At 48.5% G+C, this 15,523-nt stretch carries 16 protein-coding genes; 6 read left to right on the top strand and 10 right to left on the bottom strand.

Annotated features, from left to right (window positions below; genetic code table 11):
• Window positions 1-117: 117 nt before the first annotated feature.
• The gene (locus U738_RS14510) at window positions 118-363 is read right to left on the bottom strand and encodes a helix-turn-helix domain-containing protein (protein ID WP_035581738.1); all 246 of its coding nucleotides are present in this window, start codon (window positions 361-363) and stop codon (window positions 118-120) included.
• A gap of 154 nt (window positions 364-517) precedes the next feature.
• Between U738_RS14510 and U738_RS14505 the strand changes: the two genes are divergently transcribed.
• The 4 genes from U738_RS14505 to U738_RS14490 are packed head-to-tail and all read left to right on the top strand — an operon-like array spanning window position 518 to window position 2,515.
• A complete protein-coding gene (locus U738_RS14505; protein WP_035581736.1) occupies window positions 518-754 on the top strand; it encodes a hypothetical protein in 237 nt (78 codons plus the stop codon).
• Window positions 747-1,910, top strand: a complete 1,164-nt coding sequence (locus U738_RS14500; RefSeq protein ID WP_035581735.1) for a site-specific integrase — start codon at window positions 747-749, stop codon at window positions 1,908-1,910. Before U738_RS14505 ends, U738_RS14500 begins: the two co-directional genes overlap by 8 nt.
• 9 nt (window positions 1,911-1,919) lie before the next feature.
• Window positions 1,920-2,240, top strand: coding sequence for a hypothetical protein (locus tag U738_RS14495; RefSeq protein ID WP_051912786.1), 321 nt, complete (start codon window positions 1,920-1,922; stop codon window positions 2,238-2,240).
• Window positions 2,231-2,515 carry a hypothetical protein gene (locus tag U738_RS14490; protein ID WP_035581732.1) on the top strand — a complete coding sequence of 95 codons (285 nt, stop codon included), beginning with the start codon at window positions 2,231-2,233 and terminating at the stop codon, window positions 2,513-2,515. Before U738_RS14495 ends, U738_RS14490 begins: the two co-directional genes overlap by 10 nt.
• A gap of 67 nt (window positions 2,516-2,582) precedes the next feature.
• On the opposite strand, the gene U738_RS14485 is transcribed toward U738_RS14490, so the two are convergent.
• The 5 genes from U738_RS14485 to U738_RS14470 form a co-directional block, all read right to left on the bottom strand.
• Complete coding sequence (locus U738_RS14485; protein ID WP_200882492.1) at window positions 2,583-5,969, bottom strand: tyrosine-type recombinase/integrase; 3,387 nt, start codon at window positions 5,967-5,969, stop codon at window positions 2,583-2,585.
• On the bottom strand, window positions 5,966-8,365 hold the full coding sequence (locus U738_RS14480) for a hypothetical protein (protein ID WP_035581729.1): 2,400 nt from the start codon (window positions 8,363-8,365) through the stop codon (window positions 5,966-5,968). The genes U738_RS14485 and U738_RS14480 overlap by 4 nt, the downstream gene beginning before the upstream one ends.
• A 15-nt stretch (window positions 8,366-8,380) precedes the next feature.
• On the bottom strand, window positions 8,381-8,770 hold the full coding sequence (locus U738_RS23240) for a hypothetical protein (RefSeq protein WP_152561142.1): 390 nt from the start codon (window positions 8,768-8,770) through the stop codon (window positions 8,381-8,383).
• Window positions 8,771-9,770: 1,000 nt separating this feature from the next.
• Window positions 9,771-10,181: a hypothetical protein gene (locus U738_RS14475; RefSeq protein ID WP_235208652.1), complete on the bottom strand. Its 411-nt coding sequence runs from the start codon at window positions 10,179-10,181 to the stop codon at window positions 9,771-9,773.
• Between the two features lie 20 nt (window positions 10,182-10,201).
• Complete coding sequence (locus U738_RS14470; RefSeq protein WP_235208651.1) at window positions 10,202-10,939, bottom strand: alpha/beta fold hydrolase; 738 nt, start codon at window positions 10,937-10,939, stop codon at window positions 10,202-10,204.
• A 259-nt stretch (window positions 10,940-11,198) separates the two neighbouring features.
• Between U738_RS14470 and U738_RS14465 the strand changes: the two genes are divergently transcribed.
• A complete protein-coding gene (locus U738_RS14465; RefSeq protein WP_035581727.1) occupies window positions 11,199-11,504 on the top strand; it encodes a hypothetical protein in 306 nt (101 codons plus the stop codon).
• Window positions 11,505-11,921: 417 nt separating this feature from the next.
• Here the strand turns inward: U738_RS14465 and U738_RS14460 are convergent, their stop codons facing one another.
• Together U738_RS14460 and U738_RS14455 are read right to left on the bottom strand one after the other, a co-directional pair.
• Window positions 11,922-12,200 carry a hypothetical protein gene (locus tag U738_RS14460; RefSeq protein ID WP_035581725.1) on the bottom strand — a complete coding sequence of 93 codons (279 nt, stop codon included), beginning with the start codon at window positions 12,198-12,200 and terminating at the stop codon, window positions 11,922-11,924.
• Between the two features lie 724 nt (window positions 12,201-12,924).
• Window positions 12,925-13,809, bottom strand: coding sequence for a DMT family transporter (locus tag U738_RS14455; protein WP_035581723.1), 885 nt, complete (start codon window positions 13,807-13,809; stop codon window positions 12,925-12,927).
• Window positions 13,810-14,236: 427 nt separating this feature from the next.
• Between U738_RS14455 and U738_RS14450 the strand changes: the two genes are divergently transcribed.
• Entirely contained in the window at window positions 14,237-14,509 is a 273-nt protein-coding gene (locus U738_RS14450; RefSeq protein WP_035581721.1) for a hypothetical protein, read from the top strand.
• Window positions 14,510-14,739: 230 nt separating this feature from the next.
• Here U738_RS14450 and U738_RS23830 read toward each other — a convergent pair whose 3' ends face one another.
• On the bottom strand, window positions 14,740-14,952 hold the full coding sequence (locus U738_RS23830) for an antitoxin Xre/MbcA/ParS toxin-binding domain-containing protein (protein ID WP_035581718.1): 213 nt from the start codon (window positions 14,950-14,952) through the stop codon (window positions 14,740-14,742).
• 74 nt (window positions 14,953-15,026) lie between these two features.
• Window positions 15,027-15,248, bottom strand: a complete 222-nt coding sequence (locus U738_RS14440) for a BPSL0761 family protein (protein WP_035581716.1) — start codon at window positions 15,246-15,248, stop codon at window positions 15,027-15,029.
• Between the last annotated feature and the right edge of the window lie 275 nt (window positions 15,249-15,523).

Below are 15,523 nucleotides of genomic sequence, written 5' to 3'. Positions count from 1 at the left end.
TGTTCAATAACATGTTATGAGTATTATTTTTCGAAGAATTTATTTAACGAAATCAGTTGGATAGGGGTGATCTCATTGAAGGGGAATGAGAACTCAAAGGTTTTTTAAGGCGTTGGTTTAATTGGACGAGGCGGGCGTATCGGATACTGAGATATATTCAATGACATCCTCGACCTTGCAACCAAAATACTCACAAAGCCGGTCTACATTTTCCGTTCCGGTATTATAGCCGCGCTGATTAGCGATTTTTGACAGTGTTGTGCGATGGATGCCTGTGGCCTGTGATACTTCATCAAGAGTAACCCGCCTATTTTCTTGAAACCCTTTCTCAGCAAGTAGCTCTTTTAAGCGAAATCGAATCATGAAAGTAGCCTTTTTCAATTGGCTGCATCCTATCAAATATTTTAGCTTCCCGCATCTTATGTTGAGTAAAAGCTACAAAAGGCGCTTGACAGCATCTTTTTAATGCCTATTATGTAGCGTGTAAGCTACATAAAGCCACTAAAGAGTACATAAGATGCCTATTCACTACTTGACGACGGGTGAGCTTGCAGAGCGTATTAAGTACGACGCACGCACCATCCGTGAACGTTTAAAAGACGACGTTTTGCTGGAAGGTATTCATTACATCCGCCCGTTTGGGGGCCGCAAGATTCTTTATTTGTGGGAGCCCATCGAGCGCGATATGCAGCTTCACTCGCGAGAGGAAAGTATCGGCGTACCGATGGCCGGGGGAGGTATGTGCCATGGGTAAGGTTGTTGCACGCCAAGAAACAGGCAAGCTGTGTTTTGATTTCCGTTATTTAGGAAAACGATGCCGCGAACAAACGTCCCTAGATAACACGGCGGCTAACCGGAAAAAGCTAGAGCGGATTCTGGAGAAGATTGAAGCGGAGATTACGCTGGGCTCGTTTGATTATGGACGCTACTTTCCGGATAGCCCGCGAGCAAAGACGTTAAGCAAGCGTGCACTGACTACCTTAGGAGGTTATCAAGCGACGCCGTTACTGCGCGAGTTTGCTGAGACGTGGTTTGCGGAGAAAGAGATCGAATGGCGCGAGTCACAGATCGTCACCGTGCAGGGGTGTCTGGATCGCCATATCTTGCCAGCGTTAGGGCATAAGGAAGTCGGCAGCATCACCCGTGCAGAAATTCTTGAGTTCCGGGCGTCACTCGCCAAAGTAAATACCCGGAGCGGCAAGAAACTCTCTGCCAGTCGCATTAACCACATCATGACGCCATTGCGCATGATGTTGAATGAAGCCGCCGACCGCTATGAGTTTAGCTCACCGTACCGCGGGATTAAATCGCTCAATGTGCCACGCACCGATGTGGAACCGTTTTCCCTAGATGAGGTGCAGCGGATCATCAGTAACGTCCGCGACGACTTTCGTCAGTACTACACCGTGCGCTTCTTCACCGGCATGCGCACTGGTGAGATTGACGGCTTAACCTGGGAGCATGTTGATTTCTCTCGACGTCAGATTTTAGTGCATCAAGCGGTGGTGAACGGCAAGGTTGTGCCCACTAAGAACGATGGATCCTTTCGTGCGATTGATATGTCGCAGCCGGTCTTCGATGCCTTGAAGGCTCAGTTTGAAGTCACGGGGAAGACAGGTCTGGTCTTCACTACGCGTAAAGGCACCGCGCTATCGCATCATAACGTCACTAAGCGCGTTTGGTACCCGTTGCTCGAAAAACTGGGGATGAATAAACGTCGCCCTTATCAGACACGCCATACCGCGGCGACATTATGGCTGGCGGCAGGCGAGAGCCCCGAGTGGATTGCACGCCAGATGGGCCATACCACGACGGAAATGCTTTTCCGTGTTTACTCACGCTTTGTGCCCAACCTAACGCGCCAAGACGGTTCTGCGTTTGAGCGCATGCTTAACCAGAAACGCGCCTAGGAGAAAACGATGAAACAGCTCAATACTCTAAAATTGAACCGCGACGATATCGAACACTCCCTGCGCGTCACGGCAGCCCACCAATTACAGCGCCGCCTTGAACGGCGTTTGGCGGAGTCCTTGGCCTCCGCTACCAGCTTAGCTTCTGGCTGCGCGCTCGTGATGTGGCTTGGTGATGGGCAAGAGAACAGCAACCTTGATGCGCTAACGACCTGGGTAGGGCGCACCCTTCAACAACTTGGCCTTGACGCTAACCGCCAAGCGATTCCGCGTCTTCTCGCTGAATTAGAGCGCACGCTGTGGGCCTGGGAGGATCAAGCATGGCAGTAACACAGTCAGTGTTGTCAAATAAAGCTGGGCGTGCGTTTGAGGGCGCGTTATATGTGGCCGGTGTTGAAGGCCCCGAGTGGTTAATGCAGCATCGGGTCTGGTTGCTCTACTTGATTGGCCCCAATGGTAACTATCGCTTCTATCTCACCGACCGCCACTTAACGGGGCAGGGCGTGCCTAAAATGGGCCAACATGTTCAGGTGACGACCAAGTGGTCGAAATTTGTCAGCCAGAAGCTTTGCTTTATTAACGCGTACGAGGTGCTGCACCGCTAGGCTAATATCGTTGCTTAATATCCAACTTATCCCCACCCCTTCTAAATCAAGCGGTGGGGATAAGTTTTTAAGCGTCATCGCTAAGCAGAGCATCTTGATTCCCGACGGTTTCCTTACCGCCGTTCGTTAATGATGATGTCACTGACAGTTGCTCGTTGTCCCCTAAACCCAATACCAGCATCGTCATAAAGGCAGCGAAGCGTACGGCTTCCCATAAGGGTTGATGACGGTCTTGGTAATGCCCCCGTGTGATTTTGAGATTGGCATTCCCATGCCAGTGACGTGTCCGGCCAGAAGGCGAGGGCGTTGGAATCAACTCAATGCGCTTGTGGGGAATGTCGGTCGCATTGGACCAGTAGCGTTTGATACTCTTTTCCTTGGCCGCCACCTCGACTTCGACCACGAGGTAAACATGTTTAAAACAACGCAGTGGTCGCAATAGTTCGCGGACACTATTAATGGTATCAGCATCGGGGAGCTCGATCTGCCCGGTGCTACGCTGCATATGATTGCGTAACGTCATTAGGCTTTCTTCCGCGATATCGGGCTGTGACTGATGCCAGTCGAGCAAGCGGTGAAAAAATTGTCCGGCCTCTCTCAATACCGGCGGCTTAATAGGTGGTGCCATGCAGCGTTGCAGTTCTGGCATATAGATACGTTGCGATGCCACGCGCCGAGAACGGTCATTGCGGTTATCTTCGCGACTAAACTGTTGATTGTTTCGTCGTGTTTTACGCTGCATTAATGCTTTGCCATGCTCCAACCAGAGAAATAACTGCTCTGGGTCGAGTACGAATCGACTGGCTGTCTGGTGGATAGCGTCGCCAAGCGGTATGCCGTGCAATTCTTGTTGTTCGACAAGCCGGAGGCTTTGATAAATCGTTGTGGCTTCAGGCCAGTCGAACGAGGCTTCCAAGGGGTTATCGAGCGGATTCTCGGTGGGCGGTTGATAGGGTTGCCATTCTTTCCCCAGAGGGTCATCGGCCAGATATGGCTGCCACACATCCTGCAGATACTGCAATAACACGCTGGCTTGCGTCTGTCCTTTGAGCCCGCGACGGTTACGCCAACTGCTCAACGCTGTTTTAGTCGGAAAATTAAGTAATACGAATTGTTGGTCGATATTGAGGGTGGGATTAAAACGTTCACATAAGGCTTGCCCAAGGATCCAGTCGAGAGAGTGAGTGTACGAGCTAAGCGTCTCATCGGGGCTTGCATGCCCCGCCCAAAGCGCCAGTTGCCAAAGCCGTTTACGCGAAGGCCTGTCTTGAGGCGCAAGACCAGCTAAGGACGAAATATCGATATCGGTGTTTGGCATCGCGATATTGCGATGGTCATCCAGTGCCCATGCGCCTGGCAGTAGTTCACCAGGCACTCGCTCCAACAGGCGCATTAGCGTAAAGGTCACAAAGCTATGCCGCAGGTGATGGTAGCGCAGAGTATTGTCACCACTGACCGTTTTTAAGGCAGTTTGTATCGGTTTAAAAAGCGCTTTATCTTCCAGCAGCAATCGGCCATTTCCACTGCGACAGAAAAGCAGTTGTTTAGTTACCTGCTGGGTAGTGATTTCCCCTTTGCGACGTTTTACCCAGTCGATGAGCTCCTTTCGCTCTTCTGGCATCAGTAACCACAGCGGCAACCGTCGTGTTGCTGAATGGCTTTTACCTTTTCGGTAGTCATTGGAACGAATGATGATCTCGCCATCGAAAGCGTCGTTATCAAATAGGTAGGCGACATCTTTTATCTGCAGCCCCGCGCACTCGCTACGCCGGATCCCGAGACGATAACCCAGTATCAAAGCAAGCATTTGCATCGTGCGAAAGCGCTCGGGCTGCTGTGAGGACTCAATCAGCGCCAAGGCGCGGCGAAATTCGGCGGGTGTAATGATATTCACATCGACGCGCTGTTTTTCTGCATTGGCACTGACGAAGTCGATGTGGGGGAGTGCGAAGGAATCAACGAGAAAATGATGAAAATCAGCAAGACGATTTTGCATTTTGGCCCGTGAGGCGGGTGTTCTGGCACTGTTTAATACGTTTTCATACAGCGCTTCCCACTGATCGGCACTGGCAGCTTGAACATCACCAAAGGATTGACTGTGCGCTACCAGCGGGCGTGCAATGGTCGATAAGTATGTTTCTGCGGTGCTAGCGACAAGTTTGGATTTAACCCGGCCACCTTTTTGCATCAGTTTTTTACACCAGTTGGCGAGCATCGTCACCATGACACCGTTACTGTTTGAAACAGCAAGAAAGGCGTTGATATTGTCGATTGCTTCACGTCTGTCCGTTTGTCCTACCAGCGAAGCTGAAAAGCATTGCTGCAACTGACGAAGCTGCTTTAGCTGGTCGGAAGGGGTAGTGCTGGCCTGGTGAGTGGTTTGGAAGTCGAGGAAGACGTCTTCGTCATGGGTGTCAACTGAGGGGGCTATTAACACATTGCGATTAAGTAAACGCTGCCATGAGGACGGGCGTAACGAGTGCGAGGAGTCGGCTTTGCTTGCGTAGTGTGTCAGTAACGCTGGCATATCGAGAGCCGACGCTGTTTTTGCCATCGTCAGCAGAGTTGAGATACTTGCTGGCGGTGTATCGACAGCAATGCTTTTGATATAAAACCCCAGGCACTGCTCGACAGGCACCATACTTTTGGCAGCGGTTCGTGGCCAAGTGTTGCCTATTTGTTGGCAGGTATTTAAGAGTAACAATTGGCTCATCGGACTCAAACATAGTCGCCGGTAGTGAAATCGCAGCTCTTTTTCGATCGGTGTCTCAGAGGGTGATTTCGAAGACAGGTTATTAACAGATGCTTCGTCTTGTTCCCTTTCTTCTTCGCCTGCATTAGTCGACTGAATGCAGTCCGCTAACGTGAGAAACCCTGTGCCTGGAGCAAAAAAGATGCCTTGTTCAAACGCCTGAGGCATCTGCTCAAGGTTACGCTTATTCAGCAGAGTACCTTCACGGATCAACTGAAATAGCCATCGTCCTACCAACCATTTATGCAGCGCATTGCCGCTAAGATTTTCCACACCAGACATTGCGTCATGTGTTTCAACGAGGGCATCCCAACGATGCAGGTCTGAGAACGAAGCGGTAGTGACGGTGGGCGGCTTGCGAGCGACAGTGACCAATGGGCTCGGAATCGTCACACGCCATTTCAGCTTTTCATGGCCATTTTCCAAGCCTCTCACTAAAAAATTGTGCGTTTTGCGCAGTGCCTTGGGCGGCGTGTTTTGGTGCAGTGCCTCAAACACGGCAGAGGTATCTGCGTCTGAAAAAGAGAGGTTCGGTTTGCCTTCAATGACACCCGGCAACTTTTGTTCCAAGGTTTCGAGAATGCCCATCAGGAATTGATAGCGTTCACGATCACGTTGATAGCGGCGCTCTTCTTGGCCGTCGGTTGCCATTTTTTGGGGGCGAGGCAGTCGCCACCCTGACCAGAGTGTCTTGTCACTCACAGCGCCGCTCCTTTCAATGCCTTCCAGCCTTGTTGCACCATCAGGGGCTCTATAACTGAAGCGATAAGGTGCTGATATTCACGTGGGCAAAAAGTCGAGTAGCTGGACCAAGGCTCTTGGCCTGAGTCCCAATGACCCATAAAGGCATCGACAACCTCCGACGATAAGTCACTCTCTTTTAATCGCGTATGCAAATAATGCCGGTTGATATTTAAAGGCGGGGAGTCGATCCACCGCAACTGGTCATGTAGCCGGGTTGGAGTGACTTCTTTTGGATTACCGTATTGATCAAGGAACATGAACGGCGTATTCCACTGGTGTTGGAGAAAGAACGTTAAGCGGCCAAGAAGACTCTGGCGGTGGCGTTGATAGTGCTGGAGCTGCTCGACCATAAGGCTAATCAGTGGTAAAAACCGCGCATGGCTTTGTTGGGCGTCGGTTTTGTCGGCAATGATGATCATGCGCCGCGATAGCGAAATATTGTTCCAGCTCGGGACTGGGTCGCGAATGCTTCGATATCCGGTCGAGAACATCAGCATAGCCACGGTATAGGCCACATACGCATTATGCATTCTAAACAGTGCTGCCGGTCTCGCCCCTTTTTTAGCTACCTTAATCTGCTGTTGCATGTTTGCGACAAGGCCGGTTACGTATGCTGTTCTGGGTACGAGGTTAGACCCTACATGGTTGGCTGCATCAGAGTGAGAATTAGCGCATGCGATAGCATGGGAGGGCTCTGCTTTTGATGACAGAGGGACAGGAGAACATTGCCGTGCGATGGCCTCCATGGCTTGGATATATTGCTGTTCCAGGCGTTTTACGTGCGGTGCATAATAATAAAGCGATGCCTGCTGGCCGAATGAGGGCACTCGCGCTGTTATTAAGCACGCCGCCGTTAAATCTGCATCACCGTGGTTGAGCGTATTAAAAAGGTGGTTGCCCAAGCGGTGGGCGGTTAACCGAGACCCTGTTTGTCGGTTAGTATCAGAGAGAAATGCTTTCAATTCATTTCTCAGTTCTTCCCGATAATTTTTTGGAAACAGTGGCACAGAGCGTTTATTAACCCTTGAAGCAATGTGGCTTACTTTTAGTTTTATGAGCTGCCAAAACATTGACGGGACAGGCAGTCTCAGGCGATCTTGTGTGATGCGCATGTGAGCGGGCCACTCTCCTGTCAACTGGCGACTATTCTCTGGTCGATAAACCCCAGATACCCAGCATGCTCGCTCACTGGGTAAAACGTAAATTGCCTGGTCGGTAATGAGCTTTGGGATCCGCTCAAAGTGTTTGATTACCTGTGTGTCCAACACACTATCAAGGCTACGACCTGTCATTAATAGCAGTCCGACCACACACTGAAGCCACGGGCGTAGAGAGGGTTTCTTTTGCTCCAATTGCAGCATTAACTGGTGCAGGTCAAAAGCACTCAACTGCTCCCAGCGCCCTGGTAGTAGTTGGGCAGCTTTATCCTGAAATATTTGTTGGCTGCGTGCGCGAAATACGGCCTGTAACGAGCTGTCGCCCTCCGCTGCTTTAATCGGGGCGTCATTTTGGGTCAGCTCAGTGGTCGGACGCTCCTCCACGGTAGATAAACCGGAGGTACGCAGCGTATCTTTTGTTTTTTCGTCTATATCGGGTGGAAGTGTGATAGTTGAGTTGGCTGTTTCGTCCCAGTTCTCATCAGGGTCATCATCAAAGCGGCGCTTTCGCTGTGCTATTGGCTTCTTATGAAGTTCATTAGGGCTCGTTTCTTGATAGCCGCGTAATGGTTGTCGATGATTAAGAGCATAAGCAAAAAAAAGCGCTAATTCTTTGATATAGCCTTCTTGTTGGCTCTTATCATTATCCCCGATAAAAGCATCGCAGCGCTTGTACAGAATTTCCGTTGATTGATTTGGCGGTGATAACAAGAACAGCCAATCGTCATCAATGCGGCGGACCACTTTGCATGCAGATTCCAGATTTTTAAGGTAAGTCGTTTGTTTGAGGCGTTTATCGCGTTGTTCAAAGAAATTATCGCTGGTTTCAGCAGTTTGCATATCTTTACGCCACTGACGCGCAGCATTAATGACGTGGGCGAGCAGGAGCAGACGTTCGTTAAGCTGTGCTATATCGTCGCGTTTTTTAATGAACTGATATAAAACACCATGAATAGGGTTTGAACCATGAATCCCTTTCTCGCCATGGCCTGGCTGTGATATCAGCGATAATTGACTACTGTTGAGCTCCTCTGCTAGCGCTAAAAGCCCCAATGAACCCCAGCAATCCTTACCTATGATAGCGACTTGTGTGCACACCAACGGCAGTAAAGCCTGAATTTTTTCAAAAGCAAAATAGTCTTTACGGGGTTGAATTAGTTGCTCTAAAAGCGCATTAAGCTCCTCATTGTTTATCATGGTTTAACGCGCCCTTTAAAAATCTCTTCTGTTGATGCCAACGGCCTCACAAAAAGAAGATTTACTGTTGAACTTTTCAGACAAGGTAATTAATGCTATGGGATCAGAAGTGGCTAAGTTTTCCCATAACGACATGAGGTAGTGAGATAACTCTTTTGGAGAAATCGCATGGCACGTTTCTGCTGATAGCGCTATCGAAAGTGCGTGGGAATCTGTGTTTTTACCGGGCGGAGCTTCAACTAATGTAACTCGAATTTTTTCGCTCTCGGAAAGACAGCGCTTGGCGATATATAAAGGGAACAGGTTAGCAATACATAATAGTTGATTGCGATTTTTACCCCTTTTATTCTCATAAACTACCGGAGGATGCTGAAGTATATAAATTTTTATCGCCTTTTCAGACATGCGATGCACGTCTCGTAAGAGCGACGAGCGAGCTAGAAATACTCGTAGAATAGGGGCCGATAAATAGTGACTTACTTCAATATGAGATAATGGAACCCTTCTTGAACCACAGTCTTGGAGCATTAAAATACCTGTATCAATAATTTTAAAAGTCACTCTAGGGTAGCTAGGCGATTCAGTTTTGAGGATTTGTTCTCTTTATTTTTACCATATTTTTTGATTAGCGCAACCCCTGTTCGATCAATATTTAATATAATTTTAGAGGTGGCTTATAGTGGTGGGTAGGTTTTTTAAGCTATTATTTTTTTATCTAGGATATAATAGTATTCAATTATTTTAGTTTCTTTATTATTATAGTATACAATTACTTTCAATAAATCGTAGCTGTATTATCTAAGGTGATGTAAGAATTAAAGCTAATTAAAGAACTTAATTGTCAACTCATTTTTTACGTGCCCAGCAGCATGTCACAGAGCACTAAAAAACTGTTTTGGATCGCTCGCTTATGATACTCAGTACGCTGAGCTGTGCTTTGCAGAAAACACCGCTAATGAGGGCAATTCCATGCTTTCGGCGATAAAAGATGTAACAGATTGATAAACGTTAAGTATGCTCAGCGTTCATCCTCCGGCCTGTAGGGTGCGCAGACTTATTTTCATAGTAATCAATTATTGTTAAAACGTGGAAAAGCACTTACTGCCCCGGTTCGAATATCGTCAGTGTCTTTTGATCAAACCCTTTAAAGCCTAACTACTTGAGGTCGCACGCGCCAAGGCAATCAACAAAAGGTATGAACTGCATAGGCGAAGCCATCCAGAAGTTCAGAAAACAACGTAGCTTGGGATCGGGATTGACCTGCGACGAAACGTTTCATCGATACCTCCCACGATCTGACCGGGGTGAAAGTAAAGAGGATAGCTACGTTTTACATAGCCTGGGGCAGGAGCGGACGCTTGATACTAGCTGAATGACGTAATATGTAGGGAGGTTTATTTCCTTCTTAGTCGCGAAAGTAGTCATCCCTCGCCACTAGCCCTAATTCGTCTCTCGCGTTGGTTGGAACTACATCGTCATCTTCGCTGAATAAATTTTGTATGCGCTGCTCCTGTTTTAGGTTCGCTAGTGTGAGGAAAAAACAATCCTCACAGAGGTGCAGCTCGTATCGCTCGCCATCATGCTTGGTGCCGTAGCCCCAATGTGCTTGGAGTGTAGCGAATTCAAGCCCACCAGAAGTGACTCGAGTAGAGCAGAGACATAGATCACACTGCACGTCGGTGACGGTTTCAATTTCAACTTTTTCTTTAATTTTCATCGCTATCTCCAGCATCAACCAACCGGCACATTTATCGACGGCATCGAGCAAACCTCTCAAACCAACGACCATCGAAGCGTCGCTGGTTCTAATCCGCATACACCGCTCTTGACTATATCTCAGCGTGCGAAGAACTCGAGGATATAACGCGCTGTCTCTTCTGGTTTTTCGTCAGTCACCCAGTGACCGGCATCTCTCACCCAGATCAGCTCGGCGCCCGGAATGGCATCTGCCAGCATGGGGCCATAATCCGGTTTCTGGAAGCTGTCTTTGTCACCCCACAGTACCAGCGTATCGATTTCGATATTCCTGAGATCACCGGCGATGGCCTCAGTGTATTCTTTGTTGAGGCGACGCATGTTGCGAAAGAATGCCGCCTGCCCTTCAACGCTATTCCACGGCGCCACATAGCGCTCTATCATCTCTTCGGTCGCTACTGCCGGGTCATGCACACCACTTGGCATGAAGCCGCGCATGGTGGTGATAAATTCCTCGACACTGGTAGTTTCCTCGACACCCGGTTCCAGCAACTGCTTAAACTCTGGGATTGGCCAGGAATCGAAGCATACGCTATCGATCAGTACCTGACGACGCACACGCTCAGGGTGTTTAACGGCCATCAGCTGACCGATGCCACCACCGATATCATGCGACACAATGTCTGCTCGTGCGACACCGAGCGCATCCATCAACTTGATGAAAATACCGGTTTGGGCATTGATAGAGACATCAGCATCCACCGGCATATCCGACTCACCATAGTTCAACATGTCAGGAGCAATGACACGGTAGTGCTTGGCCAGTTCCGGCATGACATTGCGCCACATCAGCTTGTTAGTCGGGATACCATGAATCAACTATAGCGGCTGGCCTTCACCCATTTCCTTGTAAGCTATGCGATGTCCTTCGATCATCGCATAGCGTGTTTGTAGAGCTTCCATTGTATTGATGTCGTTGCTCATATTGACCTCTTCTATCAAAAATAGCAGTGAGTCACTGCAAGGTTATCTTTCCTGACATAACACTTGCGCTGTGAAAGTGAGGGCACTTTACGCATTAATGAGTGATCACTAAAAATGCGCTCTAATAGTGCCAATCAATTGCAGGAAAACGCCCATGGCCCGTATTATTAACCGCACTTTGCTCGATTTAAACCGCCTGACAATCAATCTCGTGACCTACCCCGAAGGCCACAGTGTTATGCGTCATAACGACCCGGTGAGCAGCGGCAGCTACTACAAACTAAATCTTGTCCTGAAGGAGCCACAGCAAGGTGGCGTTTTCGAAACCGATCGTGTCATCTTTTCCCTCTTCAACCGTATGGTACTTTTCCGGCCCGACCTCTACGATCATAGCGTCAGCCGCATAGAACGTGGCAAGCGGATACTGTTGAGCATCGCTTTGCATTTCCCGTGGCGCTAGGCTAAGCCTGTAAGCGAGTGACCGCTCAAGAAAAAATTAAATGTTTATTTAAGTGCGCCGCGGTGTTGTACCGTGGTACCGAACAAACTGGAACTGACCATGGCCCACGCGACAATTAAAAATCGGCAAGACTCTCTGGAACGAGCCCAGCAGCTGTTCTGGAAAAAAGCGAATTCTCTTTGAATATTTAGGTAGCAAATTAGTGCGTACGAATTATTTAAAATAATATGGGTTATGAGGGGATGCTAAATGCGGATATGCCCCTTGCGAAACGGGGTCTATAAAATAGGGTTTTACTTATAATTATTTGATTTTGAAGTATTTTTATATCAGCTTCATACGTGCCAAAAAAACCCACCTCGCGGTGGGATTATTGGCACGTATGAAGCTGAGCTCCGCTGTGTTTCAAACAGCATTTCAAGAGGCATTACGATCCGGCAGTTCAGATGCTGCAAACTGGTCATCGTTGCTAGTTGAGTAATGCAATTCAGAGCTAGGCTCGATAACAGCGTTTTTGGCAGCGTCGCCGTTCACAAGCGTCAAATCAGCTGGGGCGATGCGCAAATTTTCGGTACTGTAGTTTGCAGAAGTGCTTGCATGAACGATTTCATTAAGCTCACCAGCACCCTGTTCCGCTAGAGCAGCAGTAGACGTTAATGTGATGGCAATTGCAGAAATAAGCGTAACTTTTTTCATGGTTAATACTCTCTTTAATTTACGGATCCAATTATCAGATCGTTATGGCGTGCTGCATCAGTAAGTGCGCTAATATTAACTGCGCAAAATAAATAAAAAAATTGATTAAAAGTACTGTTTATATTCGTTTTTATCGAATTATTTAAAGTTGCTGTTTTTGAACAGACCTGCCAACGGTTATATCCATAATTTTCATTACACTAGCGAAGATGTTCTAAGTGGCCACAAAGCGGCGACGCTAATTTTCGCTGAGCGCGTACCTCAACAAATAGCGCATCATCACCGTGTCAAAGCTCACTGGCAAAGTAGTCATACGTGTGTGGGCTCAGCTCGGAAAGCAAACGCCCTAATCACATGAAAATTCATCTGCTTTATCGGTTAGGGATTGGTTTGGTATGACAGTTAGTACGATTACCCTGAAGGCTGCTCGGCTAAGCACTCTGCCTCAGGACGCTGGTTAAAAATTCAAGATAATGAAGATAATCTTGAATTTTGGTCAATAGGCGTGAATAAATCACGCTATTTTCGCCTGAAAAATACTTTTCGTGTATCTCATATGTCTACGGCACTCTGTCGCTGTCAGCAGAGCGCCTTCTGAGTATGGGAGGTGTGCGCGATGGCCCACGTTGTTACCCAGTAGGCCTGTGGAGCGCTAGATCTCCCTTGTTAACAGGTGATGCCAGCCGCTCATGCCAGATCTGAACCACAGGCCCAAAAATAGCCGTTACCCGTTCCGCTGGCTTAGGCGTGCTTGGATGATACCGCTAGCCAGTATCAAAGCGCCGCCGATCAACTGCAACGGCGATAAGGCTTCGCCGAATAGGCTCCAGCCGAAAAGTACCACTGCCAGCGGCTCGCAGTAGGCCAGGGTGCCGTACAGTGCGGTGGGAAGACGGTTTATCGCCAACACGGCAAACAGCAGCGCGACAAAGCCCGGCACCAGGCCCGCCCCCAGCAGCCACGGCCACTGCCAAGGCGCGGCGCTTAACCCCTCGGGTTTAATCAGGGCGAAGGGTAAAATTGCCAGCGCGCCGAACAGTAGCTGCCAGAAGGCACCGGTATGGCCGTTATGACGTGGCGGCAAGCCGCGATTGGTCAAAATAAAGCCGCTGTAGGCAAGCATCGCCAGCAGTGCAAATCCTAGTCCTGTGGCGTCACTGCCGTTGTCTAGCTTTAGCTGAAACTCCTGCATCATTGCAAAGCCAAATAGTGCTGTGGCAATGCAGACGAGTTGCGCGCGCCTCAAGCGCTCATGAAAGACGAAATGCGCTATTAACGCGGAAAACACCGGCGCTAAATACACCACCATAATGGCGTTGGCCATCTGTGTGTAGTTCATCGCCTGCACGTAAAACAGGATAAATGACGCTAGCAAACCGCCGGTGATTACTACTCCCCAGCCAGGAGCGTGGCGTAGATGTTGGCCGCGGCGGGTAATGATCAGGTAAAGCAGCAAAAAGCCCGCGCCCAGACCTAGTCGGTAGAACGTGATGCTTTCCGCGCCGAGCTGTGTAATGCGCGAAATCACCCCGATGGTCGCCATGCCCACGGCGGCGGCAACGGCAAGTAGTAAGCTAGATAACGGCACGATGGTAGAGCGAGAGGGCATGACGGCAACCAGGTGGGAAAAGAAAAGCAGGAGATGCTACCGCTTTCGATATTGTTCTGCCTTCAATAAAGCGACTAATCTTGAATTCAGGGTTTTAAGCGGGGTTATTTCACGTTTTTATAGAGAATAAATGTCATAACCTATGATATTTGCAATTTATTTGAAACGTGACTCGGCGAAAATAGCTGGGCAATGGATGCTCATCAAAAAGGAAACTAGGCACGGAACGCTCTATGACGCCATGGATGCATAAGCAGGATGCTTATGAGAGCTTGCTAGGATAGCGATGATTGAAATTGCCCGCCCCTTAGGGGGCGGGCTTTTCTTTGCCTGCATCAAAAAAACGTGTACTTTCGACGTCACGACGTCACCCCTTGATTGAATAGCGCTACACTTTAGAGTCCGAGCCTACGTATGGAGAGTAGCCATGATGCGACACGAGAACATCCTCGCAGGCTTGGGCGGCATGGGATTAGATGAGGCTATAAAGGACACCCGCGCCGCCCTCGACCAGCAATGGCAACCCTCTCAGTTGAGTGTGACCACTGCTAACGTCAACATATGCCTGACGCAGGAAGAGCGGTTTGCAATAGGGAAGGTAATACGTGAAATGTTGAAAGATCGATTATTGGTACTGGAAAACGAATCAGATTGCTCAGACCTCGTACGCAATTATCCTTTCAAAGATAATCGAAGGTAATTCAATAAGCTTATGATATTAAGGTATTTGATGATTTAGTAATTGGTCGGTTGGCCAGAATTAGAAAAGGTGGTGCAACATTGGGTGGTAACGCTCTGAAAATCGAATAGGCATCTTTCGAGTAAAGGCGTACAGACATCAATAGCGAGCCTGAACAATTATTCAACTTCTTGAGCAGAATTAATAGAAGGGGCTAAAAACCACGATCAAGTCACCGCAGAATGGCGAGGTTATGTGTAAACGCCTCTGTCTATCCTCTTAATCAGATCCAGCACCTGCTGACCGTCTACCTGCATGACATCAATGGGACGCTGCCAACTAAGCCCTATAGCTTCACTGTGTAACCACTTGTCCGCTGCTGTTCGATCCCCACCAAACAGCGCTATAGCCGCCCTCCAGATGACGATTGTACTTTCCTGTTTTGAGTCATCAGTACTAAGCATATCTCTTCACCTCTAGTAAATTCTTGAGGAATCAAATTTTAGATGAGTCACGGCAGTATAGGTTTTGTATTCACTTATTCTTCTTTGCTAGACAGCATAGGATGAAAAATAGTCCCTGACGTAAGTTTTTCTTCTAACTCGCCAGCCATAAGCACTTCTCTACGGCTTGGGTAATGGCGCAGCAAGCGTCGGGCCTCTTGTCGCTTCTCATCAGGAAGGTATTTATCCTTGCTCAGTTCAATCAGAAAGGCTTCAGTCTGGATAATTGCACGTGTCCGTTCATAAGGTAGCGTCATTAGACTTCTCTCATTGTTTCTAGAAGCGATTGGATTGAGTATATCTCACTAAATCGCCCCGAGTATTCTAGGCACTTGTTAGGCTCTTTTAGACTGCCCTGTGTTCTCCGGACACTCCTAGCCTAACGGGTGTCTAGAATATCCGGTGCGATTCAAGCTTGGAAAAGCCATTAACGGCATCGCTGAAATGACTAGACCTTCCCGCGTCAGGCAGACTGCCACGGGAAGGTCTAATGGTCAGCTTATTGAGAATAGGCTTAACTGACTTACACTAC

Origin of the sequence: Halomonas sp. TG39a, assembly GCF_000744395.1 — a bacterium.
GTDB classification, from domain to species: Bacteria; Pseudomonadota; Gammaproteobacteria; order Pseudomonadales; family Halomonadaceae; genus Vreelandella; species Vreelandella ventosae_B.
This window is presented reverse-complemented; position numbering and strand designations above follow the sequence as displayed.